The sequence below is a fragment of the Streptomyces sp. SirexAA-E genome (genome assembly GCF_000177195.2).
Classification (GTDB): Bacteria; Actinomycetota; Actinomycetes; order Streptomycetales; family Streptomycetaceae; genus Streptomyces; species Streptomyces flavovirens.
The window spans coordinates 6,450,845-6,476,325 of sequence record NC_015953.1 but is presented as its reverse complement, the minus strand read 5'-3'; the positions used below and the strand labels follow the sequence as shown (position 1 = coordinate 6,476,325).

Sequence of the window (25,481 nt, the reverse complement as noted above, 5' to 3'; positions counted from 1 at the left end):
GCGGGCCGCTCTCCTCCACTCACCGGGCCGTGTCCCGGTCACGCGTCGTGCGTGGACCTCGGCCCCGTGTCACGTCACCGGCCGAAGAACGCCTGGTGGATCGTGACCGTCGACTTGTTGTCGGCCTTGTCGGTGACGTCGGCCTTCAGCGAGATCGCCCTGTCCTTCGCCGGGGCGCTCACCGTGATCGCACCGGACCTGACCGGGACGGGCACCCAGGTCGTGTCGTCGTACGACACCAGGACGCGCAGCGTCTTCAGGCCGGCGCCGGCCGCGGCGCCCTGCACCTCGACGGGGACGGTCTGCCTGCTGCCCGCCGGGACGGTGGAGTCCAGGGCGAGCCGCGGCAGGAAGCGGACCGTGGAGGCCGGGAGCGCGGTCGGGCTGTCGGTGCGGGCCGAGTCGAAGGTCCACGAGGCGTCGATCCGGGTCCCGGCGCGGTTGACCGTCGGGTTCCGGTGGATCGTCGTCGACACCGTGTACGTGGCCGGCTCCGACGGCAGCGTGAAGAGCTCCTGGTCGACGGCGGCGTCCTTCTGTACGTACAGCTCGCCGTCACGGTGGATGGTGGTGCTCGCACTCGCGTACTCGGCGAACCCGGAATGGCCCGAACCGTCACTGACCAGCGGGAACGAGCCGTACACGTCGTCCCCGTCGCGCAGGATGCCGTCGTCCGCGTTCATCCGCGGTCCCAGGACACCGGCGTTGTAGGTCTCGGTGTACGTCGCCCCGGCCTCGAATCGCCGCGGCTCGTCGAGCGCGTACGCGGAGTCGAAGCTCCGGTGGCCCGCCTCGTCCGCCTCGCCCAGGACACCCGCGACGACGTTCCAGGCGGCGCCGTCGGCCGTGGACAGGTACACTCGGCGTGTTCCCGGCGCCGGCTGCACGGTGAAGGGCGCGTCGACGCCTCCTCCGTAGTCGAGCATGCCGTGCGCCGCGAGGGCCCCCTCACGGCCGGGTGCGGACGACCCGATCCGCGCCTTCACCAGGGCCATGTCCCCGGCCGTGTACGTCTTGCTGTAACCGGTGGCCAGTTCGCGGACCGGGCCGCCGGTGAGGACGTTGTACTCGCTGGTGCCCCGCATCCAGTGCGCGGACCACTGCTGGGCGAGAACGCCCTCGCCCATCGTGGGGCCCTGGTAGGCGGTACGCAGGTTGTCGAAGCTGCCGAACTCGCCGCCTTCGATGATGAAGGCGTCGGGTGTGTCCAGGGTGTACATCATTCCGGCGCGCGTGGGGCGGGCGGCCGCGTCCGGCACCCGGAAGGTCACGGGCCGGGTGGTCCGGGCGTCGAGGGTGACCGTGGTGGGTCCGGTCACCGAGAACTGGGGGTTGTTGATCAGATCGACGCCCTTGTCCGGGTCCGCGGGGTCGACCAGCATGTCGGCGGAGAGGCTGTAGGTACCGCGCGGCAGCCGGACCGTGGCCGAGCCCGACGACAGGTCCGGGAAGAACCGCCGGCCCGTCGCGGAGTCTCGGTAACCCTTCAGGTCGGCCTGCCAGTTGGTACCGGTCGCGCCGTCCCGTCCGATGGTCCTGAAGGTGACGTCCCAGGACTCGCCCTCGCGCTCCACCGCTGCCGGGGTACGCACGGTCCGACCGTCCTGGGAGGCGACGACGGTGGCCGAGTAGGTTCCGTCGACCGTGCCGCCGAGCCGGGTGTCGGCCGTCAGGCCAACGGCGGCGGTGCCGCCCGCGGGGACGGTGAGCCGCTGCGCGCCGAGGGTGAAGAACCCGGCCGGGGCGGGCTGTCCGTCTCCGCCGGTGGGCGCCTCCAGCGACAGGTCCAGCGTCACGTCGGCGGTGCCGCTGTTGCGGTACGTCACCTGTTCGGTGACGGGCGTGTCGTCGGAGTGCGGCCACCGTTGGGTGTCCAGACCGACCGAGACCGGTTCGGAGACGACCGTCCCGTCGATCGCCCGGTCGACGGCGAGCCGGCCCGCGCCCTGCTGGAAGACCGAGTGGGGGCCGCCCTCGGCCGAGCCCGTCAGGGCGGCCTTGATCCGCGCGCCCGTCCAGGTGGGGTTCTTCTGCTTGAGGACGGCGGCGGCGCCCGCGACGTGCGGGGTCGCCATCGAGGTGCCGCTCTGGGTGAGGTACCCGGGAGGGCTCTGTCCTGAGGCGCCTGCCGCCGCGGCCGCCGTGATGTCCACGCCCGGCGCGGTGATGTCGGGCTTGACGGCGCCGTCCCCGATGCGGGGCCCGGTGCCGGAGAAGTCGGCGATCCGGTCGTCGTCGTCCACGGCGCCGACCGTCAGGGCCGCATCGGCGCTGCCCGGCGACGCGACCGTGCCCCGCCCCGGCCCGCTGTTGCCCGAGGCCACCGCGAACAGGACGCCCTTCTCCGCGGAGACCTGGTTGACCTGGGCCTCCAAGGGGTCGATCCCCTCGGTGTCGGGCCCGCCCAGGCTCATGTTGATGATGTCGGCGCCCTGGGCGACGGCCCAGTCCACCCCCGCGAGGATGCCGGAGTCGTCACCGACGCCCTCGTCGTTCAGCACCTTGGCGCTGATCAACCGGGCTCCGGGCGCCACGCCTTTGAACCGGGGGTCCTTCGTCCCGGAACCGGCCGCGATGGAGGCCACGTGCGTGCCGTGTCCGACGCGGTCCTTGACGTCGGGGGAACCGCTGAAGTTGCGCTCCGCCACCACACGGCCCGTCAGGTCCGGGTGGGTGGCGTCGATGCCGGTGTCCACGACGGCGATCTTCACACCGGTGCCGTCGTAGGAGCGGGCCCAGGCCGCCGGGGCACCGATCTGTCCGGTGCTGTGGTCGAGCGACGCCTTCCGTACACCGTCCAGCCAGATCCGCGCGATGCCGGAGGCCGTGGCCACCGACCCGTCGCCCTGCCGACGGGTCAGGGCGTCCCACAGCGAGTCCGTGCCGTCGGTGGTGGTGACGGCATCGGCGCCGAGGGCCGACAGCGACCGGCGGACGGTGGTGCCGTCGGAGGCCCGCACCTCGGCGCGGGCGGACGTGGCCGCCGATCCCCGGTAGCCGACGATCACCTTGAGTCCGGCCCGGTAGGCCTTGCGGCTCTCCGGTTCGACGAGTCCCGTGATGTCGAACAGCCGCCGGTCCAGCGTGCCGTCGGCGATCAACCGCCGGGCGTCACGTGGCACCACGTAGGTACGGCCGTCGTAGGTCTGGGTGAAGAAGGGTATGTTCTCCCGGCCCTCGGCCCGCTGGACACCGCCGACCCGGCCTCGGGAGTCCACGAGGACCCGGTCGCCGGTGATCAGGGTCACCGTGTGCACGGTGCGGCCGGCCGTCCCCCCGTCCCCGGTGGGGACCGGGAACACCGGGTCCGCGCCGCCGGTCTCCGCCGACGCCGGGCCCGACATTCCGGCGGTCAGGATGACGGCGGCCGCGGCGACGACGGCGTACGCCTTCTTTGATCGTTTTCGCAAGATTGCCCCTGCTCAGGAGTGAATCGGGCGGGCGAAGGCCCGGCCCGCACGGGGCGTTCGCCTGTGCGTTCGGCCCCGGGATCCTGAGTATGCCGGGGCTGTTCGAAGCCACTCAATGATCGTTGTGTAACAGCCGTTCGGCGTGATCCAGGCTTACCTGCCGACGGATCGCGCCCCGCCGAAACCGTGCGAGGCGCCGCTCGACACGCCCCCGAGCGCGTCCGGTTCAGCTCCGGAGAGTGGCGAGCCAGTCGGTCAGCAGGCGGTTGACCTCGGCGGGGCGTTCCTGCTGGATCCAGTGGCCGCAGCCTTCCAGCAGGTGGGAGGCGGACAGGGCGGGGAGCGTGGCGGGGTAGGCGTCCAGGGCGTCGGCCATCCAGGTGGTGGAGGCGTCCAGGGTGCCGCCGATGAACAGGGACGGCTGCTTGATCGGGGCCCCTCGGTGGGGAGCGAGGTCCTCCCAGTCACGGTCCATGGCGCGGTAGCGGTTGAGGGCGCCGGTCAGGCCGGTGCGCTCGAACTCCGCGGCGTAGAAGTCGAGATCGGCCTCGCTCAGCCAGGCGGGGGCCCTGTCTGCGGGGAAGCGGTCGCGGAGTCGGCCGCCGTGGGCGACGAAGTGCGGGTCGGGCTCGCCCTGGGCGGGCATGGTGTCGGCGGACAGCGCCGCGTAGAAGCCGGCCAGCCAGCCCCGGACATCGGGCTCGATCTCCGCCTCGGCGCGGCCGGGCTCCTGGAAGTAGGAGACGTAGAACTCCTGCTCGGGGCCGCCGATCCGGTCGAAGACGTCGGTGGGGCGGGGGCCGCCCGGCGGGGCGTAGGGGACGCTCAGCAGGCCGACGGCGCGAAAGACCTCCGGGTGCAGCAGGGCGGAGGAGGCGGCGATGTTGGAGCCCCAGTCGTGGCCGACGACCACCGCGCTCTCCTCACCGAGGGCGCGCACGACGGCCACGTTGTCCTCCACCAGGTCGAGCATCCGGTAGGCGTCCGTCGCGGCGGGCCTGGAGGAGCGGCCGTAGCCGCGCACGTCGATCGCCACCGCCCGGTGGCCGGCGGCGGCGACGGCCGGGAGCTGGCGGCGCCAGGAGTACCAGGACTCGGGAAAGCCGTGCACGAGCAGGACCAGCGGGCCGGTGCCCTGCTCGACCAGGTGCAGGCGACCGGCCGGGGTCTCGACGGTGCGGTGGCGGAGCTCGGCGGTCGGCTCGGGCTGCATGGGGCTCTCCTCGGTTCGCGGGGTGGACGCGGCTACCCGTCGATCATGCGGCGCGGCGGCGCCCCGACGCCATCGGCGTTGCCCGTCTGGCAAACTCGCAGGACAGAGGGGTTGAGCGGTACGGCGGAAAGGAGCCGGAACGGTGGCGGGCGACGACCTGGACGGCACACCGGCGGCGATGGGGCCCAGGCTGCGCGCGGCCCGCGAGCGGCACGGCGCCACGCTCGCCGGCGTCAGCTGTGCGACCGGTGTCCCGCCGAGCACGCTGTCGAGGATCGAGACCGGCCGACGCAGGCCCACCCTGGAGGTGCTGACGCGGCTGGCGAAGGAGTACGGCGCCTCCCTGGACGAGCTGGCCGGTACCGCTCCCGCCCCGGTGGCCGAGCCGCGCACCTCGGCGCCGCACAGCTTCGGGGACGACAAGGCGGTGCTGCCGCTGACCCGCTACGTCGGCGGCCTGCACGCCCACAAGCACGTCCTGCCCGCCGTCGAGGAGCCGCCCGCGCGGCCCCGGCAGGTGTCCCACGACGGGCACGAATGGCTGTGTGTCCTGTACGGGCGGCTGTGGCTCGCGCTCGGCGACCAGGATCTCGTCCTGGCCGCCGGGGAGGTCGCCGAGTTCGACACCCGCACCCCTCACGGGCTGGCGAACGCCGGCCCCGGTGGGCCGGTCGAGTACCTGGTCCTGTTCGGTCCGCAGGGTGAACGGCTCCGGCCGCGTACGCTGCCGCCCCCCGGGCGCGGGGCCCGGTAGCCCGCGTCCCGCGTGACCGGTCCGGCCCCGGTGGCCGTGCTCCGCGCGGCGGTCGCGGGACCGCTCAGCAGGCCCTCGGCACCGGTGCCGAGGGCTGCCCCCACCTCCGCCGGCACGGCGGCCCCGGAAGAAGGCCAGGTCCTCCCGCCCGTCCGAAGTCGCTCTCGTTGCGGCGGTATTGCAGGTTCGTGGCCGGACCGGCGAGGCGCTGCCCAGGCCGACGCCCTGCCTCTAGCGTCGTCGGGGAGCCGCCGGAAGCGTTCGGTGGCGGTGTTCTCCAGCGAACCGTGCGAGGTCAAGACATGAGCCAGCCCATCGACTCCGTGACCGCGGGACACACGCCCGCCGACGCCACCCCCGGGGACGACGTGGCCGCGTGGTCCTTCGAGACGCGGCAGATCCACGCCGGGGCCGCGCCCGATCCCACGACCGGGGCCAGGGCCACCCCGATCTACCAGACCACCTCGTTCGTCTTCGACGACACCCAGCACGCGGCCGACCTGTTCTCGCTGGCCAGGCCCGGCAACATCTACACCAGGATCCACAACCCGACGCAGGACGTGCTCGAACAGCGGATCGCGGCGCTGGAGGGCGGCGTGGCCGCCGTCGCGCTCGCCTCCGGTCAGGCGGCCGAGACCCTCGCCCTCCTGACCCTGGCCCGGGCCGGGGACCACGTGGTCTCCAGCACCTCGCTCTACGGCGGCACGTACAACCTCTTCCGGCACACCCTGCCGCGGCTGGGGATCGAGGTGTCGTTCGTCGACGACCCGGACGACCAGGAGGCCTGGCGCGCCGCCGTACGCCCGAACACCAAGGCCCTGTTCGCCGAGACGCTGGGCAATCCACGCGGGAACGTCCTGGACGTACGGGCGGTGGCCGACGTGGCGCACGCGGCCGGGGTGCCGCTGGTCGTCGACAACACCGTGCCGACGCCGTATCTGCTGCGGCCCGTCGAGCACGGTGCGGACGTCGTGGTGCACTCGGCGACGAAGTTCCTCGGCGGCCACGGCACGACCGTCGGCGGGGTCGTCGTCGACGCCGGCACCTTCGACTTCGGGGCGCACGCCGACCGCTTCCCCGACTTCAGCGAGCCGGACCCGAGCTACCACGGTCTGCGCTACTGGCCGGACCTGGGCGCCGGCGCCTTCGCGGTGAAGCTCCGGGTGCAGCTGCTGCGCGACCTCGGTCCGGCCCTCTCGCCGCACTCCGCCTTCCTGCTGCTCCAGGGCGTGGAGACGCTCAGTCTGCGCATCGAACGCCACACGTCCAACGCGCTGGCCCTGGCCCAGTGGCTGGAGGGCCGCGACGAGGTCTCGGCCGTCCACTACGCGGGCCTGGAGTCGAACCGCTGGAACGAGGCGGCCCGCCGCTACCTTCCGCGTGGCGCGGGCGCCGTGCTCTCCTTCGAGCTGCGCGACGGCGTCGAGGCGGGCCGGCGGTTCGTCGACGGGGTCACCCTGTTCAGCCATCTGGCCAACATCGGTGACGTGCGCAGCCTCATCATCCATCCCGCGTCGACCACCCACAGCCAGCTCGGCCCGGAGCAGCTCACCGCCACCGGGACCGCCCCCGGCCTCGTCCGCCTGTCGGTCGGCCTGGAGCACATCGACGACCTCAAGGCGGACCTGGAGGCAGGTTTCAGGGCGGCGAAGGGCGCGGCCGCCGCATGACCGTGACGGGCGTCTCCGCCCTCCCGCCGGCCACCGGAGGCTGGCGGGAGGGCGGTCCACCGGGCCGGCGCGCGTGGGTGGGGCAGGCCGAGCCCCTGCCCCTGGAGTCCGGCGAGTCGCTGTCCGGGGTACGGCTCGCGTACGAGACGTGGGGCCGGCTCGCCCCGGACGCCTCGAACGCGGTGCTGGTCCTGCATGCCCTGACCGGGGACAGCCATGTGGCCGGTCCGGCCGGTCCGGGTCATCCCACCGCCGGGTGGTGGGACGCGCTCGTGGGACCGGGCCGGGCGCTCGACACGCGGCGGTGGTTCGTCGTCGCTCCGAACGTACTGGGCGGATGCCAGGGCAGCACCGGCCCGTCCTCCCAGGGGCCCGACGGGCGGCCCTGGGGCCCGTCCTTCCCCCGCCTCACCCAGCGCGACCAGGTCGCCGCCGAGGTGCGGCTCGCCGACGCGCTGGGCATCGACCGGTGGGCCGCCGTCATCGGCGGCTCCATGGGCGGTATGCGCGCCCTGGAGTGGGCGGTCGGCCATCCCGAGCGGACCGGGTCGCTGCTGGCCCTCGCGTGCCCGGCGGCCTCCTCGGCCGAGCAGATCGCCTGGGGCTCCGTACAGATCGCCGCGATCCGGACCGACCCCGGGTGGCGGGCGGGCCGCTACCACGACGCCCCGCCCGGCGCGGGGCCCCACCGCGGGCTCGGGATCGCCCGCCGCATCGCCCACGTGACCTACCGGAGCGAGGCCGAACTGGCCGCGCGCTTCGGCCGCGAGGCCCAGCACGGGGAGAGCCCGGACCGGGGCGGCCGGTTCCAGATCGAGTCCTATCTGGACCACCACGCCGCCAAGCTGGCCCGGCGTTTCGACGCGGGCAGCTACGTCGCCCTCACCGAGACGATGAACGGCCACGACGTGGGGCGGGGGCGGGGCGGGGTGCGGACCGCCCTGCGCCGGGCGGGCATGCCCGCGCTGGTGGCCGGGGTCGACACGGACCGGCTCTTCCCGCTCTCCCAGCAGCGCGAACTGGCCACGGCGCTCCCCGGCGCGGACCACCTGCGGGTGATCGAGTCGCCGAGCGGGCACGACGGCTTCCTGCTGGAGACGGAACAGGTGGGCGAGCTGATCGTGGAGCTGCTGGAATCGGCCGGCTGACGGCCGTCGGTCACCGGAAGTCCGCCCACCGTCCCGGCCGGGCTCAGCGGTGGTCGTCCCAGGGCGAGCCGTACTTCCGGGCGAGCCCGTCCGCCTCCTCGGGGGTGAGCAGCCGGGCGGGCCGCCCGCCCAGGGCGAGGAGCAGGGCCGAGACCTCCTCCAGTTCCACCGCCGCGTCCAGGGCCTGCGCCATCGTGGTGCCGGCGAGGACCGGACCGTGGTTCTGGAGGAGGGCGGCACGGAGCGGGAAGGGGAGCCGGGCGAGCTCCTCGGCCTGTCCCGCGTCGCCGGGCGGGGCGTAGGGGAGCAGCGGGGTCTGGCCGACCCGCATCACGTAGTACGGGGTGAGCGGGGGCACGGCGCTGCGCGGGGACCACGGCGGCAGGCAGGAGACGGCGGTGGCGTGCCGGGCGTGCAGGTGGACGACGGCACGGGTGGCGGCGTCGCGCCGGTAGAAGGCGCTGTGCAGGGGGAATTCCTTGGACGGGCGCGGTCCGGCGAGGTGGACGCCGTCGAGGCCGAGTTCGCTGAGCCCGTCCGGGTCTATCGCGGAGAGGTCGGCCCCGGTGGGGGTGATCAGGACGCGGTCCTCGACCCGGACGCTGAGGTTGCCGGACGAGCCGGGGCTGAGTCCGAGCGCGGCGAGCCGGGCGCCGGCGGCGGCGAGGTCGGTACGGGGGTCGCTCATGCCAGGGCGCTCCAGGCTTCCGTGAAGATGGCGGTGTCGCCGAAGTTGCCGGACTTGAGGGCGAGGTCCACGGTGTGGTCCCGGCCGTGTGCCCGTCCCTCGGCGCGGGCCCAGGTGACGCCCGGGGCGATGGGCGCGCCGATGGACAGGGTGCGGACGCCGAGTGCGGTGACGACGGCTCCGGAGGTCTCGCCGCCGGCCACCAGGAGCCGGCGGGCGCCCGCCGCGACGAGGCCGGTGGCGCAGGCGGCGAGGGCCCGCTCGACCAGTTCGGAGGCGGCGGGGGCGCTGTCGGGTGGGGTCTGCTCCAGGTCGCCGAGGTCGCCGACGGCGTAGATCAGCGGTGGCTTCGCGGGGTCGTCGTCCCAGGCCCGGCGGGCGAAGGCGACGAGGCCGGCGACGGTGCCGGAGAAGTCGGTGCGCAGGGCGGCCACGTCCAGCTTGCGGTGCGGCAGCCGGGTGCGGCCGTGGGCGACCTGGGCGCGGGTGGCCGAGGAGGCGCTGCCGGAGAGGACGACGCCGGGGTCGCCGGGGCCGGAAACGGGGGTGGCGCGGGCGGCTTCGGTGTGCGGGCCGGTGAGGCCGAGGGCGAGGCCCGCCGCCCCGGTGACGAGGGTGAGGTGGGCGGTGGCCGCGCAGACGGTCTCCAGGTCCTGGTCGGTGACGGCGTCCACGACGACGAGCGCGTCGGCGAGGTCCGGGGCGTCCAGGGCGGCCCGCAGGGCATCGCTGCCCGCCCGTACGGTGTCGAGGCCGACGAGCCGGACCGGGTGGCCGGTCTGCGGGGCCAGGAGCCGTCGCAGGTCGGAGTCGCGCATCGGGGTGAGCGGGTGGTGCCGCATGGGGCTGTCCTGGAGGAGTTCCCCGTGGACGTACAGGAGTCCCTGGTCGACGGTGCGTCCGGTCGCGGGGAACGAGGGGACGACGACCGTGCGGTGCTCGTCCAGCTCCGCGAGGAGGGCGTCGGCGACCGGGCCGATGTTGCCGCGCGGGGTGGAGTCGAAGGTGGAGCAGTACTTGAAGTAGTAGCGCGCGCAGCCCGCCTCGCGCAGGGCGCGAAGGGCGGTGAGCGAGGCGCCGACGGCCTCCTCGACGGGGGCGGTGCGCGATTTGAGCGCGACCACGACCGCGTCCGCGTCGCGCAGCGTCCGGTTTCCCGTGCCGTCCGCGAAGGCGTCCGTGCCGACGGTCACCACGGTCCGGTACCCCCGGGCGACGAGCATGGTGGCGAGATCGGTGGCTCCGGTGAAGTCGTCGGCGATGGCCCCGAGGGTCGGCATCGGACCTCCTTGCGTAGGGGATGCGGTGCCGGGTGAGATTCCCCGACCGCTTACGTGTGAAAAAATGTTAACAGACTTTACGCAGGCGGGATCTGCTGATACATCTTGTTAACACGCTCCCCTGTGGTGCTCGTGCCGTTGCCGAGACCGCCTCGTCGGAGCCGTCGAACCGAGCAGTGCGCCCGTCTAGGAGAGCCCATGAACTTGCAACACCTGTTCGCCGGAACCGGCGAGCGGACCGTGCACTACGCACTGTCCGGCGCCGGCGGCGGCTTCGCCCGGACCCTGCTCGCCCAGACCCTGCGCATCGACCGCCTGGCCCCCGCCGTGCTGTGCGACCGGGACGTGGACCGGCTGCGCGGGATGCTCGTCGAGCTCGGCTACGAGGACGGGCGGCTGCGCGTGTGCGCGGACGCCGACGAGGTGGCCCACGCCGTCGAGGAGGGCTCCGTGGCCCTGGTCGCGGACGGCGCCCTGCTGACCGCGGCCCCCTGGGACATCCTGGTCGAGGCCACGGGAAGCCCCGCCGACGGGTACGCCATGGCCCGTGCCGCGCTGACCGGCGGCCGTCACGTGGCCATGGTCAGCAAGGAGGTCGACTCCGTGGCCGGACTGCACCTCGCCGACCTGGCCCGTGACAACGGCGTCGTCTACACCACGGCCGACGGCGACCAGCCGGCCAACCTCATCGCCCTGGTGACCTGGGCCGAGCTGCTCGGCCTGGACATCGTGGCGATCGGCAAGTCCAGCGAGTACGACCTCGTCTTCGACCCCGCGACCGGCGCGGTCACCCAGCTGGACACCACCGTCCCCGCCCCGGAACTGGCCGGGCTGCTCGCCCTCGGCTCCGACGTGCGGGCCACGCTCGCCGCCCGCGCCGCGGCCGTGACCGCCCTGCCCACCGGCGCCACCGCCGACTACTGCGAGATGGCGGTCGTGGCGACGAACACCGGCTTCCGCCCGGACACCGAGCGCCTGCACTACCCGGTCGCCCGGATCGCCGAGCTCGCCGACGTCTACGCCCTGCGCGAGGACGGCGGCCTGCTGCACCGCACCGGTGCCGTCGACGTGTTCAGCGCGCTGCGGCTGCCGGACGAGGCCTCCTTCGCGGGCGGCGTCTTCGTCGTCGTACGGACCGGCGACCCGGTCACCTGGGAGACGCTGCGCGGCAAGGGCCACGTCGTCAGCCGCGACGGCCGGTACGCGGCGATCTACCTCCCGTACCACCTGATGGGCGTCGAGACCCCCGTCTCGCTGCTCTCCGCGGTGCTGCACGGCAGGCCTTCCGGCGGGACGGACCCCCGCGCGCACGCCGTGCTCGCCGGCCGCGCCCGTCGTGACCTGCCCGCCGGCACCGTGCTGGAGATGGGCGGACACCACCACGACGTCACCGGTGTCCAGGCCGTCCTGCTCCGCGACGAGGACACTCCCTCGGACACGGCACCGCTGTACCTCGCCGCCCATGCCACCCTCGGGCGCGACGTCCGGGCCGGCGACCTGATCACGCTCGGCGACCTGGCCGACGCGGACACCGAGCTGCTGCACGCCTGGGCCTCCGGGCGCGCCTCGCGCACCACCCACTCCCCCGTCCCCCACGCGAGCCGATGATGAGCACCGACCTCCAGAACCTCCTGCTGGGCGCCGCCGCGGTCGTCGTCCTGATCCTGCTGATCACCAAGGCCAAGCTCCATCCCTTCCTGGCGCTGGCGCTCTCCGCCCTGGGCCTCGGGCTCGCGGCGGGGCTCGGCCCCGGTGACACGGTCGACCACTTCCAGGACGGCTTCGGCGACGCGCTGAAGAGCACCGGCCCGACCATCGGGCTCGGCACGATCCTCGGTGGCATCCTGCTGGGCTCCGGCGGCGCCGACCGGATCGCGACCGTCTTCATCGGCGCCCGCCCGGTCAAGTGGATCCCGACGGCCATCACGGCCGCCGCCCTGCTCATCGGGATGCCGCACCTCTTCGACGTCAGCTTCGTGATGCTGGTGCCGCTGGTGTACGCCGTCGCCAAGCGCACCGGCACGCACCTGCTGTACGTGGGCCTGCCGCTCGCCGCCGGCCTGTACATCTCGCACGGCCTGCTGCCCCCGCACCCCTCGCCCACGCTCGCCGTCTCGGCGTACGGGGCGAACACCGGCCTGACCATCATGTACGGCCTGATCATCGGCATCCCGATCGCGGTGATCAGCGGACCGCTGCTGACGAAGTTCGCCTCGCGGTGGTTCGGCCCGGCCCCGGACCTCGACAAAGGACCCATCCCGGAGACGAGCCCCGAGCCGGAGAACCGCAAGCGGCCGGCCTCGTTCGTGCTCGCTCTGATCACCGTGCTGCTGCCGCCCGTCCTGATGCTCATCGGGACCGTCGGCACCGCGAACACCGCCGAGGGCTCCCTGCCCTACGCGGTCTTCGAGGCGTGCGACTCCTCGGTCATCTCCCTGCTCGCCGCGGTGATCTTCGCCTTCTTCGCGCTGGGTCTGCGCTCCGGCTTCGGCCTGAACCAGCTCCAGAAGATGGCGGGCAAGGGCCTCGGCCCCGTCGGCGGCATCGTGCTGATCCTCGGCGCCGGCGGCGGCCTCAAGGCGATGCTCACCGCGACCGGCATCGACAAGCTGATCTCCGACTACGCGGTGGACTGGTCGATACCCCCGCTGCTGCTCGCCTGGCTGGTCGCCGCGCTGCTGCGCATCTGCCTCGGCTCGGCGACCGTCGCCACCGCGGCGGCCACCGGGATCGTCGCCCCGCTGATCGGCGCCTACCCGGGTCTCTCGCCCGAACTGCTGGTGCTGGCCACGGCGTCGGGCGCGGTGATGCTGTCCCACGTCAACGACTCCGGGTTCTGGCTGTTCAAGGAGTACTACCAGCTCTCGGTGGCCCAGACCTTCCGTACCTGGACGCTCATGCTCTCCCTCCAGTCGCTGCTCAGCCTCGGCGGCGTACTCCTGCTGAGCACGTTCGTCGGCTCCTGAGCCGTGCCCGGTTGGGAGGCCGCCGGGCAGAACGGCACAATCGAGCAGCGGCCGCGGTGGCCGCGTGAGGAAAGGTGAAGCACCGGTGGCCGAAGAAGAGCAGTTGCCCCTGATCCCCGATCAGCGACGCGAGCTCCTGCTGAAGCATCTGCGGCGCGACGGTGTGCTGAGCGTGCAGCAGATCACCCAGCTCTTCGGCGTGTCCCACATGACCGTCCGCCGCGACATCGCCGAACTGGAGCGTCAGGGGCTGGTGTTCTCCGTGCCCGGCGGGGCCCGGATCGCCAGCCATCTGCAGAGCGAGCCCAGCTTCCAGGCCAAGACCCTGATCGAGCAGCCGGAGAAGCAGGCCATGGCGACGGCCGCGGCGGAGCTGGTGCGGGAGGGGATGACCGTCTACCTGGACGCGGGCACGACACTGCTGGCCATGGTGCCGTTGCTCGCGCGCCACACGTCGCTGACGGTCGTCACCAACGACTTCACGACCGTGGACCGGCTGATGGCCTCGACCCACCTCGACGTCATACACATCGGCGGACAGGTGGACCCGTCCAACCGCTCCAGCGTCGGGCGGCTCGCCGCCACGACGCTGCGTCAGCTCGCCCTGGACATCGCCTTCATCAGCACCAGCTCCTGGGACCTGCTGCGCGGGGTGACCACCCCGTCGGCGGCGAAGGTGGAGGTCAAGCAGGCCGCCATGGAGTGCACGGGCTCCAGCGTGCTCGTCGCCGGATCGTCGAAGTACGGGACGTTCGGCAAGTTCCGGGTGGCTCCGCTCAGCGCCTTCGACACCGTCGTCACCGACCGCTCGCTGGCCGAGGCGGCGGCCGAGGGCATCCGCGCCGGCGGCGCCGACCTGCGGCTGGCCGGCGCCTGAGGCCGGCACCCGCACCCACTCCGTGTGCCCCCTTCCGTCCCGGCGGAAGGGGGCACACGTGTGTGAGGACGGGTGCGGGCAAACCTCTGACCGATCGGTCAGCTACGGTGGCCCCATGCCCCGTCCCCCGTCCACGATGCGGCGTCACATCCTCGACTCCGCCCTGCGTCTCTTCGCCGAGCACGGCTTCAAGGGCGCCTCGCTGCACGACATCGCGGCCGAGGCGCACTGCTCCAAGGCGTCCCTGCTGTACCACTTCGCCAGCAAGGACGCGATGCTCACCGAGCTGCTGACGCCGCCGGCCGAAAGCCTCCGCGCCCTCAGCGAGGAGCTGGCGGCCCTGGACGGCGACCAGGCCGTCGAACCGGCTGTGCGGGGCTACGTCGGCCTCGCGATGCGGTTCCACCTGGAGATAAAGATCATCTTCGCCGAGCTGCCGGACATGCTCGGCCATCCCGTGCTGGCCGTCATCCCCCGGGCGGTCGACCAGCTCGCGGACGCGCTGGCCGGCCGCTCGGACCGGCCTCGGGCCCGGGTCATGGCCCAGATGGTGATCGGCGGCGTCGCCGTCACGGTCGCCGCGGACGTGGACGTCGAACAGGACATGATGCGCGCCGAACTGACCCAGGGGGCGTTGAGGACCCTCGGGCGCTCGACCAGCTGACAGAAGTCTCCGGAACGAAGAGAAAGACTCCTCTCTCGCATGGCTATTCTGCTGTACCGGCTCGGCCGGCTGTCCTTCCGCCACCGAGGGCGGGTCCTGGCCCTGTGGCTGCTGCTGCTCGCCCTTCTCGGGGGCGCGGCGGCGGCCTTCAGCGGGCCCACCACCAGCAAGTTCTCGATCCCCGGCACCGAGTCGCAGAAGGCCATGGACTCGCTCGCCCGGGAGTTCCCGCAGGCGGGCGGTGCGACCGGGACCATAGTCGTGGCCGCGCCCGCGGGCGGGAAGCTCACGCCCGCGGCGGTGGCTCCGGTGACCGAGGACGCCTCGAAGGTGTCCGGGGTCGTCGGGGCGGTCGACCCGTTCGCCTCCGGGGCCGTCTCCCCCGACGGCCGTTACGCCCTGGTCCAGGTGCAGTTCACGTCGCCCGCCGACGACATCACCGACGCACAGCGCGAGGCGTTCACGAAGGCGGGCGCGTCCGCCGACGGTCTCCGTGTCGAACACGGCGGCGAGATCATGCGGGGCGCGCCGGAGATCGGCTCGACCGAGGGCATCGGGGTGGCGGTCGCCGCGCTCGTCCTGGTCCTGACCTTCGGTTCACTGGCGGCGGCGGGGATGACCTTGCTCAACGCCCTGGTCGGTGTGGCGGCCGGCATGGCGGGGCTGTTCGCGCTCAGCAGCACCGTGGAACTGACCAGTACCGCGCCCATCCTCGCGCTGATGCTGGGTCTGGCCGTCGGTATCGACTACGCGCTCTTCATCACCTCCCGCTACCGCCAGTACCTCTTCGAGGGCATGGACCGGGAGGAAGCGGCCGGGCGGGCCACCGGCACCGCCGGTTCGGCCGTCGTCTTCGCGGGCGCCACCGTCGTCATCGCCCTCGTGGGGCTCGCCGTCGCCGGCGTCCCCTTCCTCACCGTCATGGGTGTGGCGGCCGCGGCCACGGTCGCGCTCGCGGTGCTGGTCTCCCTGACGCTGCTGCCCGCGGTACTGAGCTTCGCGGGCCCCCGCGTCCTGCCCCGCAAGCGGCGGGCGCCGGACCGGGCCCCCTCGCCCGCCGAGGCCGACGCGGCCTTCGGCTTCCGCTGGGGCCGGATCGTGGCCCGGCTGCGCGTCCCCGTCCTGGTCCTCGGCGTCATCGGCCTGGGCGCGCTGGCCCTGCCGGTGCAGGACATGCGTCTGGCGCTGCCCGACGCGGGCACGGAGGCCGTCGGCTCCCCGAACCGCGAGGCCTACGACCTGACCACCGAGGGATTCGGGGAGGGCTTCAACGGCCGGCTGGTCGCCGTCGTCTCCGGTGACACCGCCCAGGCGACCGGTGCGGCCGCCAAGGAGGCCGCGGCGCTCATCACCGGCACCGAGGGTGTCCTGGCGGTCGCCCCGCCGCAGCTGAACAAGGAGGGGACGACCGCTCTGCTGGCGGTGATCCCGAAGACGGGTCCGACCGCGGCCGCCACCGAGGACACCGTCCACTCGATCCGTGACCGGGTGAAGGGTGTCGAGGGCGCCACGATCTCGCTGACCGGTGCCACCGCCGTCGGGATCGACGTCTCGGAGAAGCTCGGCGACGCCCTGCCGGTCTATCTCCTGCTGGTGGTCGGGCTGTCCGTCCTGCTGCTGATGCTCGTCTTCCGTTCGGTACTGGTGCCGCTCAAGGCGGCGCTCGGTTTCCTGCTCACCGTGGGCGCGACCTTCGGCATCACCGTCGCGATCTTCCAGGAGGGCCACCTCGCGGACCTGGTCGGACTCGACACACCCGGACCGCTGGTCAGCTTCCTGCCCATCCTGCTGATCGGCATCCTCTTCGGGCTCGCCATGGACTACGAGGTCTTCCTCGTCTCCCGGATGCGGGAGGACTTCGTCCACGGTTCCGACGCCCGGGAGGCCGTCGTCAGCGGGGTCGGCCACAACGCGCGGGTCGTCACCGCCGCCGCGGTGATCATGACGGCTGTCTTCGGCGGGTTCGTCCTCATGGAGGACCCGATCATCAAGTCCATCGGGTTCGCCCTGGCGATCGGCGTGCTCGTCGACGCGTTCGTCGTCCGCATGACCCTCGTGCCGGCGGTCATGCATCTGCTGGGACGGGCGGCCTGGTGGCTGCCCCGCCCGGTCGACCGCGCGCTGCCCGACCTCGACATCGAGGGCGAGCGGCTGCACCGCGAGATCCCGGTGGGTCACACCACGGAGGAAGAGGAACTCGTGAAGGCCTGACCGACCGGGCCCCGGCCGGACCTTCCGGGGCCCCGGCCCTGACCGGCCGGGGCCCGGAAGGTCCGGGGTCGCCGGGCGCTACCCCTGGAAGAAGGCGAGGAGGTCGGGGTCGATCACCTCGGGGTGGGTCCACGGCATGCCGTGCGGGTACCCCTCGTAGCTCTTGAGGGTCGCGTTGCTCAGCAGCTCGGCGGACAGCGGTCCCGAGTCGTCGTACGGCACGATCTGGTCGTCCGTGCCGTGCGCCACGAGGACCGGGACGTCGATCGTCCTGAGGTCCTCGGTGAAGTCGGTCTCGGAGAACGCCTTGATGCACTCGTACTGCGCGTTGGCGGCGCCCATCATGCCCTGCCGCCACCAGTTGTCGATCAGGCCCTGCGACACCTTCGCCCCCGGCCGGTTGAACCCGTAGAACGGGCCGCTCGGCACGTCGATGTAGAACTGGGCCCGGTTGTCCGCCAGTTGGGCACGGAATCCGTCGAAGACGGAGAGGGGAAGGCCGCCCGGGTTCGCGTCCGACCGCACCATGACCGGCGGCACCGCAGCGACGAGGGCCGCCTTCGCCACCCGGCCCGGCTCGGCCCGGGCGACGTAGCGCGCCACCTCGCCGCCTCCGGTGGAATGGCCGACGTGCCAGGCGTCCCGCAGATCGAGCGCCGCGGTCAGTTCCGCCACGTCGGCGGCGTAGGTGTCCATGTCGTGGCCGCCGGACGTCTGGCTCGACCGTCCGTGGCCCCGGCGGTCGTGCGCGATCACCCGGTGGCCCCGGGCGAGGAAGTACAGCATCTGGTGGTCCCAGTCGTCGGCGCTGAGCGGCCAGCCGTGGTGGAACATGACGGGCTGGGCGTCGCGCGGCCCCCAGTCCTTGTAGAAGAGGACGGTCCCGTCCTTCGTCGTCACAGTAGCCATGCTTGCGGTCCTCTCATGTCCTGCACATGCCAGGCGCCACGGGATACGGGCGCCGGTACGTGATTCCCCGGGTCCTCGGCCGCCCGTGGCGCACGGCCGCGCGCCGGCCTCGCCGGGCGCGGGACCCGCGGGCTCGGTCCGCCTCCGGAGTTCCGCCTCTTCGACGCTACGCGTTCCCCCGAAAGGGCGCATGTCGCGCGCCACCTCCACCGGAGGCACCGCCCCACTCGCTTGCGCAACCCTCTGTAAGAAATTGCAGAAATCCTTGACGTGTACACGGACGGGCGGCAGGCTCTGACGCGTTCCCCCCACGGCAGCCAGGCGCGTGGCTGCCTTCGAGGGCACCTCTGTGCCCAGCCGTCGAAGGAGCCGCACCATGCAGTACCGATTCCGCGTCATCGGCGGAACGCTGGCCGGAGTCATGACCGCCGCAGGCGTCATGACGTTCACACCCGGGCAGTCCCAGGCCGCACCTCCCGGTGAGAAGACCGTCACGGTCACCATGTTCGAGCGGCGGTACGCCGATGTGGCCAGGGCCTGCACCGACGAACTGGGCCCCGCCGGTTACGGGTTCGTCCAGGTCTCCCCGGCTTCCGAGCACATCCAGGGCGACCAGTGGTGGACGTCCTACCAGCCCGTGAGTTACCGCATCGCGGGCCGGCTCGGCGACCGCGAGGCGTTCGCCGGCATGGTCGACGCGTGCCACAGCGCCGGTGTCAAGGTCATGGCCGACGCCGTCGTCAACCACATGGCCGCCGGTTCGGGCACCGGCACGGGCGGCACCGCCTACACCAAGTACGACTACCCCGGGTACTTCCAGGACGGGGACTTCCACACCTGCCGGGCCGACATCACCGACTACACCGACCGTGACGACGTGCAGAACTGCGAACTGGTCGGCCTCTCCGACCTCGACACCGGGAAGGAGGAGGTCCGGGCCACCATCGCCGCCTACCTGGACGACCTGCGGTCACTGGGCGTGGACGGCTTCCGCATCGACGCGGCCAAGCACATGGCGGCGGACGACCTCGCCGCCGTCAAGGAGAAGATGAGCGATCCCGGCTTCTGGGTCTCGGAGGTCATCCACGGCGGCGGCGAGGCCGTGCGGCCCGAGGAGTACACGGGCGTCGGCGACGTGGACGAGTTCCGTTACGGCGGCCACCTCAGGAGCGCCTTCCAGGGCGGCGACATCGCCCAGCTGAAATCGGTCGCGGACGGCAAGCTCGGCAGCGACTCGGCCCGTACGTTCGTCGACAACTGGGACACCGAGCGGAACGGCTCGACGCTGACCTACAAGGACGGCGCGGCCTACACCCTCGCCAACGTCTTCATGCTGGCGTCGCCCTACGGGTCGCCGAACGTCTACTCGGGCTACGAGTGGTCCAGCGAGGACGCGGGCCCGCCGAGCGGCGCCGACGGCTGGACGAACGTGCACGCGCGGCGGGCGATCACGGGCATGGTGGGCTTCCGCAACACGGTCGGCTCGGCGGAGCTGACCGACTGGTGGGACAACGGCGGCAGCGCGATCGCCTTCGGACGCGGTGACAAGGGGTTCGTCGCCCTCAACAACGGCGACGGCGACCTCTCCGAGACCCTGACGACGTCACTGCCCGCCGGCACCTACTGTGATGTCGCCGTCGCGTCCCCGGACGACTGCGACGGTGCCACCGTGACCGTCGGGGACGACGGCACGGTCCAGGCGTCGCTTCCGGCGCACGGAGCGCTCGCCCTGCACACGGGGGCACGGACCGACTGACCGGGCCGGAGCACGACCGGGCTCGCCGGACAGGGCGACTCCTCGCCCCTGCCCCGCGAGCCCGGTGCCGTGCCGCGCGAGGACGTCATCCACCGAGAGCCTCGGCCATGCGTTCGAGGTCGGCGAGGAGAGCGGGCAGCCGGGCGGACGGCACGGCTGCGATCATGCGGGTCTCGACGGCGTAGACGGCGGACCGCGCCGCATCGAGGCGCCGCTGCCCCTCGGGAGTGAGGTGCGCGGGGCGCGCCCGGCCGTGGTCGGCGGTGGCGGGGCGGGCGATGAGTCCGTCGTCCTGCAGGCCGCGGAGGACGACGTTCATGGACTGCCGGGTGACGAAGGCACCGCGCGCGAGCTCGGCGTTGGACAGGCCGGGGCGCAGGGCGAGGAGTTCGAGGCACGAGTACTGCGGCACGGTGAGGCCGTGCTCGCGCAGGACCTGGTCCAAGGCCCCGCGCAGGGCCGCGTGGGCGCGCTTGAGGCGGTATCCCACGTGCTCGGTGACGTCCTGGGCGGCGTGCGGCAGATCCACGGGCTCCCGGTTCTCCATGTCAGCATTTTGACATACCTCAGACCCCGGCCTATCGTCGGCAATGTCAGAGTCCTGACATCGACCGACCGAGGAGCACTCATGTCGACCACCGTCCACGGCCCCGATTTCATCGCCCTCCAGGTACGCGACGTCGAGGCCGCGGCCCGCTTCTACGAGGAGCACCTCGGACTGCGCCGGGCACCGGCCGCACCGCCCGGCGCGGTGGTGTTCGACACCAGGCCGATCCCGTTCGCCGTCCGCGGACTCCTGCCGGGTGTGGACCTCGACGGTGTGGCGCAGCCCGGCCTCGGTGTCGCCCTGTGGTTCGCCGCCGACGACGCGCAGGGGCTGCACGACCGGCTCGCCGCCGCTGGGGTGCCCGTCGTCAGGGCGCCCGAGGACGGCCCGTTCGGCCGCACGTTCACCTTCACGGGTCCCGAGGGCTACGCCGTCACCGTGCACGGAGGCTGACCGCGCATGCCGTTACGCGCCGCCCGCCGGCCGGTCAGGTACCGGTCAGCGAGCCACCGGGAGCTCCAGGACACCCGTGTCCTGCGGGGCGCTGACGACGGTGACGGGCCGCAGCCCCCGGTTGCCGAAGTACGCCGTGTCGCTGCCGGCGATCACGAACCGCAGCCGGTGCCCGGTCTCGTACCGGTGTACGATGCCGGGCAGCTCGACCGTGAAGGGGCGGGTGACGTCGGGTACGCGTACGGGCGCCACCAGGCGGTTCACCAGCTGCTGGGTTCCGTCGGGCGCCACGTCGTACACCTTCGCGAAGAGGACCAGCTTGTCCGCCGCGTCCCCGCTGTCCTGGACGCGTTCGGTGGCCGGGGAGCGGACCTTCAGGGTCGCCTTCGGGGCGCCGACGACGTCCACCGGGGTGGTGAGCGGAGCGCTGGTCCAGCCGAGGTGGGTGCCCTTCGTGTCGTACGGGGCGGGGTCGGACAGCCCGATGAGTCCGGCCAGGGAGCTTTCGGAGTGACTGGTGGGCAGGGGCCCGTTGGTGTAGCGACGGCTGCCGGAGGCGACCTGGGAGCGCTCGTCCACCAGGGCGCCGTCGCCGGAGAGGTAGAGGGTCCGCGACGCGTCGGGCAGTGCGTCGGCCGTGCCGTAGCCGCTCGCCCAGTCGCGGTGGTAGGCGAAGGCGGGCCCGGTGTCGGCGCCCGTGTCGAGGTGGAGGTAGCGGTCGAACCAGGCGAGGATCCGCTGCCCGACGTAACTGGTGTCCAGATTGCCGGTGGCGAGGTCCAGCTCCCCGGGGGCGTGGCCGCCGCTGTGGCCCCAGGCCTGCCAGATCATCTTCGTCGTGGTGCCCCGCGCCTGGAGGGCGCGGTAGGTGGCGGTGGCCTCGTTGAGGTTGAACAGGCTGTCGGCCTGCCCCTGGACGAGCAGCGTGGGGGCCTCGACGTCCGCCAGGTAGGAGACCGGCGAGACACTGCGCGCGTACGCCAGCATCTGACGGGTGCTCCCGGCCGGGAAACGGCCGGAGTTCAGCAGGCGGACGGTGTCGCAGGCCGGGGTGGAGAAGTGCGGGCAGGTGAGGTGGTTGAACCGGGACGGGTCCAGGCCCGGCACCAGCAGCGGCTGGCCCTCCCCGATCAGGTAGAAGCCGTTGGTCCACTGCCACTTGAACACGCCGGGGGTGTCGGAGGAGACGCCGCGCCGCGCGCCGGTGGCGTTGGGCGCGAGGGCGTACGCGAGGTCGTTCCAGGTGACCAGCGGGACCAGGGCGTCGACCCGGCGGTCGGCCGATGCGGTGGCCAGCTGGACGGCTCCGCCGTACGAGCCGCCGATCATGCCGACGCGGGGGTCACCGGGGCCGTCGGACACGACGTAGTCGGCCTCGGTGCCGTCGTCGGCCGCCCGCGTCCCGGCGAGGAAGTCGATGAGCCCGGAGGCCGCCTTCCCGTCGACGGCCGGGTCGTCGAGGGTGATCAGGCATCCGGACTTCCCGAAGCCGAGCCCCGAGTAGACCAGGGAGACATAGCCGCGGGAGGCGAACGCCCTGCCGAGGGCGTCGGTCGTGCCGTCGGACTTGCTGCCGCCGAAGCCGTTGGTCGCCAGGACCGCGGGCGCGGGGTGCCGGGCGTCGACACCGGCCGGGCGGTAGAGGTCGGCGTCGAGTGTGCAGGAGCGGTCGCCCGCGGGCACCGTGAACTCCAGTGAGGTGACGCTGAATTCGGCGGCAGCCGCCGGGTCGGCACCGACCAGGGTGAGCGGCGCGACGAGGGCGGCGCCGGCGAGGAAGGCCAGGGAACTGCGCAACCTGGAGACAGCACGCGACATATGGACCTCCGCACCGAGGACACCCGACACCCTACCGACTGGTAGGCGGCAGCCGGACCCATCGTGTGACACGCCTCACGCGGATGTCAACGCACCGTATCGGTGGTTTCACTGACGGTTCGTCGGGTCACACGTCCGGGGGCGTCTCGGGCCAGCGCGGGCACCTCGGCGGTGAGCGTGCACCGCCCGCCGTCCCCGGGCGCGTCCAGCACCGCAGGCACCCCCAGGGGGACCGTCAGCGCCGTGGGGCCGTGCCCGAAGCCCAGCTCCTCGACGACCGGGATCCCGAGCCCGCCCAGCCGGTCGGCGAGCACCGCCCGCACCTCCTCGTACGGGCCGCAGTCCCGCCAGGAGCCGCACGCGATGCCGGTCGTACCGTCCAGCGTGCCGGCGCGCAGCAGCCGGGTGAGGATGCCGTCCAGCCGGTACGGGTCCTCGGCGATGTCCTCGATCACCAGCAGCCCGCCCCGCGCCGGGGCACGGGCGCCCGGGGTTCCGGCGTCGGCGGCGAGCAGGCTCACGCAGCCGCCGTAGGTGACGCCCCGGGCCCGGCCGGGGACCAGCGCCGCCGCCGTGTCCAGGCCGAGCGTCCGCACCGACTCCGGCTCGAAGAGGGTGGAGCGCAGGGCGTCCTGGGTGGCCGCGTCCTCGAGGAACACCTCGGTGGCGATCATCGGTCCGTGCAGGGTGGAGAACCCGGCCCGCAGCGCGAACGCCTCGTGCAGCACGGTGATGTCGCTGTACCCGACGAACGCCTTGGGCCCGGCCGCCCGGATCGCCGGCCAGTCCAGCAGGTCGACCATGCGGTGCGCCCCGTACCCGCCCCGGGCACACAGGACGGCGTCGACGGTCGGGTCGCACCAGGCCTCCTGGAGATCCCGGGCGCGGTCCTCGTCCGTCCCCGCGAGGTAGCCCAGCACGGGGTGCCTGTCCAGGGCGTGGGAGGCGACCACCGGCTCCAGGTCCCAGCCACGCAGCAGGTCGAGGCCCGCCTCCAGCCGGTCGGCGGGGACGGGACCGCTGGGGGCGACGACCGCGACGCGCGCGCCGGGCCGCGGGCGCGCGGGGCGGCGAAGGGGCGCGAGGACCGGGGCCGTGCCGGTCACCGGGTGAGTTCCAGGACCGGGACGTCGCTCCGCTCGATACCGAACGTCTGGATGTACAGGGAGAGTTCGGCCTCCAGGGCGCGGACCAGGGTGTCGGTGCGGCGGAAGCCGTGGCTCTCCCCGGCGAAGGTGAGGTAGGCGTGCGGGATGCCCCGCCCCTCGATCCGCTCCAGGAAGCGCTCGCACTGCACGGGCGGGCAGATCGGGTCGTCGAGTCCCTGGAGCAGCACGAAGGGCGCCGTGAGCCGGTCGGTGTGGTTGATCGGCGAGCGTTCGCGGTAGCGCTCGGGCACCTCGGCGTACGGGCCGACGAGCGATTCGAGGTAGCGGGACTCGAAGTCGTGCGTCTCCCCGGTCGTCCATCCTTCGAGGTCGAGGATGGGGTAACTGATCGCCCCGCAGGCGTACACGTCCGTCCCCGTCAGGGAGGCGGCGGTCGTCCAGCCCCCGGCGCTGCCGCCCCGGATCGCCAGCCGGGCGCGGTCGGCGGTGCCCTCCTCGGCCAGGGCGAGGGCCACGGCCGCGCAGTCCTCCACGTCGACGACGCCCCACTGTCCGGCCAGCCGTTCCCGGTAGGCCCGGCCGTAGCCGGTGGAGCCGCCGTAGTTCACCTCGGCGACGCCGATGCCCCGGGAGGTGAAGTAGGCGATCTCCAGGTCGAGGACGAGCGGCGCGCGTCCGGTGGGTCCGCCGTGGGCCCAGATCACATACGGCGGCAGCTCTCCGTCGGGTCCGGTGCGGTCCGGGTGGCGGGGCGGGTGGACGTGGGCGTGGACCTCGCGGCCGCCCGGTCCGGTGAAGGTACGGGTGCGCGGCTCGGGGTAGTAGGCGGGGTCGACGGCGTCCTCGTGGCGTGACCCCAGGATCCGGGTGTGCCCGGTCGCGGTGTCCAGCTCGACCACCTCGTACGTGCTGACGGGGCTCGCGGCGATGCCGACGACCCGGGTGTCCTGCACGGCGAGCGTCTCGGCCCACTCGGTCCACGGGCCTGCCGCGTCGACCAGTTCGCCGGTCTCCGGGTCGAGCACGCCGAGGCGGGTGGTGCCCCGGCCGTGGACGACGGCGATCAGGCCGTTGTCCAGCAGCCGGAACCAGCTCTGCCCGATCTTCCACAGCGGCCCGCCGAACTCCTCGCCGCGGCCGGAGCAGAGCCGGCTGCTGGGCACGACCGCCCCCGGGACGGCGTCGGGCCGGATCCGCTGGAGCTCCCACCAGCCGGAGACGTCCGAGACGAACAGCAGCGTGCCGTCCCGGTCCCACTCCACCTGGACGACCGATTCGCCGGTGTCGCCGACGAGCGGCCGCACCCCGGTGAAGGCACCCTCGTCGGTGACCTCTGCCGTCATCACGACCGTGCCGTCCCACGGCATCCGCGGGTGGTCCCAGGCGATCCAGGCGGCGCGCCGGCCGTCGTACGAGAGCTTGGGGCCGGTGACGAAGCGGTGCCGGTCGTCGCCGAGTTCGCGCACGGCCGCGCGGTCGTCGGCGGCCGAACCGTCCAGCGGCACGGCGGCGACGACCCTGCGCACGTCGGTGGGGGCCGGTCCGGTGAACTCCTCCAGCACGCACCAGACCTCGCCCCGCTCCCCGCGGTCCAGGTGGAGGTGCGGGTCGACCCAGCGCAGCCCGCCGCCGGTGGCGGACACGGGGGTCAGCGGCCGGGGCGGCTCGTTTCCGTCCGGGGCGTACGCGTACAGCCGCTGGTCGGCGTGGTGGACGAAGACGACGAGCGGACCGCCTGCCTCTCGTGCGGCGCCCGCCCAGGGCACACCGCCGTACTCGACGACCCGGCTGCGCGGGTTCCAGGGCTCGGGCAGCACGGACTCGGTGGTCCCGTCGGCCCGGCGGCGCACGAGGGCACGGCGGCCGCCCTCCGCCGGGCGCGGTTCCGTCCACCACACCTCCTCGCCGACGAATCCGACGAACTCGGGCCTGCCGTCGTGCGTGGCGGCCAGGGCCGCGTCGATCGGTGACGGCCATGTGCCGTACGCCGCTGTGGACACCAAGGTCG

Annotated in this window: 19 protein-coding genes; 10 read left to right on the top strand and 9 right to left on the bottom strand. The window is 73.1% G+C overall.

Annotated features, from left to right (window positions below; all coding sequences use genetic code 11):
* Positions 1–74: 74 nt before the first annotated feature.
* Both SACTE_RS28290 and SACTE_RS28285 read right to left on the bottom strand, forming a co-directional pair.
* Positions 75–3,410, bottom strand: a complete 3,336-nt coding sequence (locus SACTE_RS28290; RefSeq protein ID WP_014049437.1) for a S8 family serine peptidase — start codon at positions 3,408–3,410, stop codon at positions 75–77.
* A gap of 226 nt (positions 3,411–3,636) precedes the next feature.
* Positions 3,637–4,623: an alpha/beta hydrolase gene (locus SACTE_RS28285; protein WP_014049436.1), complete on the bottom strand. Its 987-nt coding sequence runs from the start codon at positions 4,621–4,623 to the stop codon at positions 3,637–3,639.
* A gap of 142 nt (positions 4,624–4,765) precedes the next feature.
* Here SACTE_RS28285 and SACTE_RS28280 point away from each other — a divergent pair, with 142 nt between their 5' ends.
* From SACTE_RS28280 to SACTE_RS28270, 3 genes are all read left to right on the top strand, one after another.
* Positions 4,766–5,377 carry an XRE family transcriptional regulator gene (locus SACTE_RS28280; RefSeq protein WP_014049435.1) on the top strand — a complete coding sequence of 204 codons (612 nt, stop codon included), beginning with the start codon at positions 4,766–4,768 and terminating at the stop codon, positions 5,375–5,377.
* Positions 5,378–5,679: 302 nt separating this feature from the next.
* Positions 5,680–7,047, top strand: a complete 1,368-nt coding sequence (locus tag SACTE_RS28275) for a bifunctional o-acetylhomoserine/o-acetylserine sulfhydrylase (RefSeq protein ID WP_014049434.1) — start codon at positions 5,680–5,682, stop codon at positions 7,045–7,047.
* A complete protein-coding gene (locus tag SACTE_RS28270) occupies positions 7,044–8,195 on the top strand; it encodes a homoserine O-acetyltransferase (protein ID WP_014049433.1) in 1,152 nt (383 codons plus the stop codon). The genes SACTE_RS28275 and SACTE_RS28270 overlap by 4 nt, the downstream gene beginning before the upstream one ends.
* Positions 8,196–8,238: 43 nt before the next feature.
* Here the strand turns inward: SACTE_RS28270 and SACTE_RS28265 are convergent, their stop codons facing one another.
* Together SACTE_RS28265 and otnK are read right to left on the bottom strand one after the other, a co-directional pair.
* On the bottom strand, positions 8,239–8,883 hold the full coding sequence (locus SACTE_RS28265; protein ID WP_014049432.1) for a class II aldolase/adducin family protein: 645 nt from the start codon (positions 8,881–8,883) through the stop codon (positions 8,239–8,241).
* Complete coding sequence (gene otnK, locus SACTE_RS28260) at positions 8,880–10,163, bottom strand: 3-oxo-tetronate kinase (RefSeq protein ID WP_014049431.1); 1,284 nt, start codon at positions 10,161–10,163, stop codon at positions 8,880–8,882. The genes SACTE_RS28265 and otnK overlap by 4 nt, the downstream gene beginning before the upstream one ends.
* Positions 10,164–10,361: 198 nt before the next feature.
* On the opposite strand from otnK, the gene SACTE_RS28255 reads away from it, so the two are divergent.
* The 5 genes from SACTE_RS28255 to SACTE_RS28235 all read left to right on the top strand — a co-directional run bounded on the left by SACTE_RS28255 (position 10,362) and on the right by SACTE_RS28235 (position 16,881).
* Positions 10,362–11,771, top strand: coding sequence for a homoserine dehydrogenase NAD-binding protein (locus SACTE_RS28255; RefSeq protein WP_014049430.1), 1,410 nt, complete (start codon positions 10,362–10,364; stop codon positions 11,769–11,771).
* Complete coding sequence (locus SACTE_RS28250; protein WP_014049429.1) at positions 11,771–13,129, top strand: gluconate:H+ symporter; 1,359 nt, start codon at positions 11,771–11,773, stop codon at positions 13,127–13,129. Before SACTE_RS28255 ends, SACTE_RS28250 begins: the two co-directional genes overlap by 1 nt.
* Positions 13,130–13,214: 85 nt before the next feature.
* Complete coding sequence (locus tag SACTE_RS28245) at positions 13,215–14,006, top strand: DeoR/GlpR family DNA-binding transcription regulator (RefSeq protein WP_014049428.1); 792 nt, start codon at positions 13,215–13,217, stop codon at positions 14,004–14,006.
* A 115-nt stretch (positions 14,007–14,121) separates the two neighbouring features.
* Entirely contained in the window at positions 14,122–14,670 is a 549-nt protein-coding gene (locus SACTE_RS28240; RefSeq protein WP_014049427.1) for a TetR/AcrR family transcriptional regulator, read from the top strand.
* Positions 14,671–14,709: 39 nt separating this feature from the next.
* Positions 14,710–16,881: an MMPL family transporter gene (locus SACTE_RS28235; protein ID WP_014049426.1), complete on the top strand. Its 2,172-nt coding sequence runs from the start codon at positions 14,710–14,712 to the stop codon at positions 16,879–16,881.
* Between the two features lie 78 nt (positions 16,882–16,959).
* On the opposite strand, the gene SACTE_RS28230 is transcribed toward SACTE_RS28235, so the two are convergent.
* Positions 16,960–17,790 (bottom strand): alpha/beta hydrolase, encoded by an 831-nt coding sequence (locus tag SACTE_RS28230; RefSeq protein ID WP_014049425.1) that lies wholly within the window; start codon positions 17,788–17,790, stop codon positions 16,960–16,962.
* Between the two features lie 376 nt (positions 17,791–18,166).
* Between SACTE_RS28230 and SACTE_RS28225 the strand changes: the two genes are divergently transcribed.
* Entirely contained in the window at positions 18,167–19,546 is a 1,380-nt protein-coding gene (locus SACTE_RS28225; protein WP_014049424.1) for an alpha-amylase family protein, read from the top strand.
* An 85-nt stretch (positions 19,547–19,631) separates the two neighbouring features.
* Here the strand turns inward: SACTE_RS28225 and SACTE_RS28220 are convergent, their stop codons facing one another.
* Positions 19,632–20,093 (bottom strand): MarR family transcriptional regulator, encoded by a 462-nt coding sequence (locus SACTE_RS28220; protein WP_014049423.1) that lies wholly within the window; start codon positions 20,091–20,093, stop codon positions 19,632–19,634.
* Positions 20,094–20,174: 81 nt separating this feature from the next.
* Here SACTE_RS28220 and SACTE_RS28215 point away from each other — a divergent pair, with 81 nt between their 5' ends.
* Positions 20,175–20,546 (top strand): VOC family protein, encoded by a 372-nt coding sequence (locus tag SACTE_RS28215; RefSeq protein ID WP_014049422.1) that lies wholly within the window; start codon positions 20,175–20,177, stop codon positions 20,544–20,546.
* 45 nt (positions 20,547–20,591) lie between these two features.
* Here the strand turns inward: SACTE_RS28215 and SACTE_RS28210 are convergent, their stop codons facing one another.
* The 3 genes from SACTE_RS28210 to SACTE_RS28200 form a co-directional block, all read right to left on the bottom strand.
* Positions 20,592–22,364, bottom strand: a complete 1,773-nt coding sequence (locus SACTE_RS28210; RefSeq protein WP_014049421.1) for a CocE/NonD family hydrolase — start codon at positions 22,362–22,364, stop codon at positions 20,592–20,594.
* An 86-nt stretch (positions 22,365–22,450) separates the two neighbouring features.
* On the bottom strand, positions 22,451–23,470 hold the full coding sequence (locus tag SACTE_RS28205; protein ID WP_014049420.1) for an LD-carboxypeptidase: 1,020 nt from the start codon (positions 23,468–23,470) through the stop codon (positions 22,451–22,453).
* Positions 23,467–25,476, bottom strand: coding sequence for a prolyl oligopeptidase family serine peptidase (locus SACTE_RS28200; RefSeq protein WP_014049419.1), 2,010 nt, complete (start codon positions 25,474–25,476; stop codon positions 23,467–23,469). The genes SACTE_RS28205 and SACTE_RS28200 overlap by 4 nt, the downstream gene beginning before the upstream one ends.
* Between the last annotated feature and the right edge of the window lie 5 nt (positions 25,477–25,481).

Excerpts from the sequence above, each read along its gene's own strand:
- SACTE_RS28285 (WP_014049436.1), bottom strand. The coding sequence starts at position 4,623 with ATGCAGCCCGAGCCGACCGCCGAGCTCCGCCACCGCACCGTCGAGACC.
- SACTE_RS28275 (WP_014049434.1), top strand. The coding sequence starts at position 5,680 with ATGAGCCAGCCCATCGACTCCGTGACCGCGGGACACACGCCCGCCGAC.
- SACTE_RS28270 (WP_014049433.1), top strand. The coding sequence starts at position 7,044 with ATGACCGTGACGGGCGTCTCCGCCCTCCCGCCGGCCACCGGAGGCTGG.
- SACTE_RS28265 (WP_014049432.1), bottom strand. The coding sequence starts at position 8,883 with ATGAGCGACCCCCGTACCGACCTCGCCGCCGCCGGCGCCCGGCTCGCC.
- otnK (WP_014049431.1), bottom strand. The coding sequence starts at position 10,163 with ATGCCGACCCTCGGGGCCATCGCCGACGACTTCACCGGAGCCACCGAT.
- SACTE_RS28255 (WP_014049430.1), top strand. The coding sequence starts at position 10,362 with ATGAACTTGCAACACCTGTTCGCCGGAACCGGCGAGCGGACCGTGCAC.
- SACTE_RS28250 (WP_014049429.1), top strand. The coding sequence starts at position 11,771 with ATGAGCACCGACCTCCAGAACCTCCTGCTGGGCGCCGCCGCGGTCGTC.
- SACTE_RS28240 (WP_014049427.1), top strand. The coding sequence starts at position 14,122 with ATGCCCCGTCCCCCGTCCACGATGCGGCGTCACATCCTCGACTCCGCC.
- SACTE_RS28235 (WP_014049426.1), top strand. The coding sequence starts at position 14,710 with ATGGCTATTCTGCTGTACCGGCTCGGCCGGCTGTCCTTCCGCCACCGA.
- SACTE_RS28230 (WP_014049425.1), bottom strand. The coding sequence starts at position 17,790 with ATGGCTACTGTGACGACGAAGGACGGGACCGTCCTCTTCTACAAGGAC.
- SACTE_RS28225 (WP_014049424.1), top strand. The coding sequence starts at position 18,167 with ATGCAGTACCGATTCCGCGTCATCGGCGGAACGCTGGCCGGAGTCATG.
- SACTE_RS28220 (WP_014049423.1), bottom strand. The coding sequence starts at position 20,093 with ATGGAGAACCGGGAGCCCGTGGATCTGCCGCACGCCGCCCAGGACGTC.
- SACTE_RS28215 (WP_014049422.1), top strand. The coding sequence starts at position 20,175 with ATGTCGACCACCGTCCACGGCCCCGATTTCATCGCCCTCCAGGTACGC.
- SACTE_RS28210 (WP_014049421.1), bottom strand. The coding sequence starts at position 22,364 with ATGTCGCGTGCTGTCTCCAGGTTGCGCAGTTCCCTGGCCTTCCTCGCC.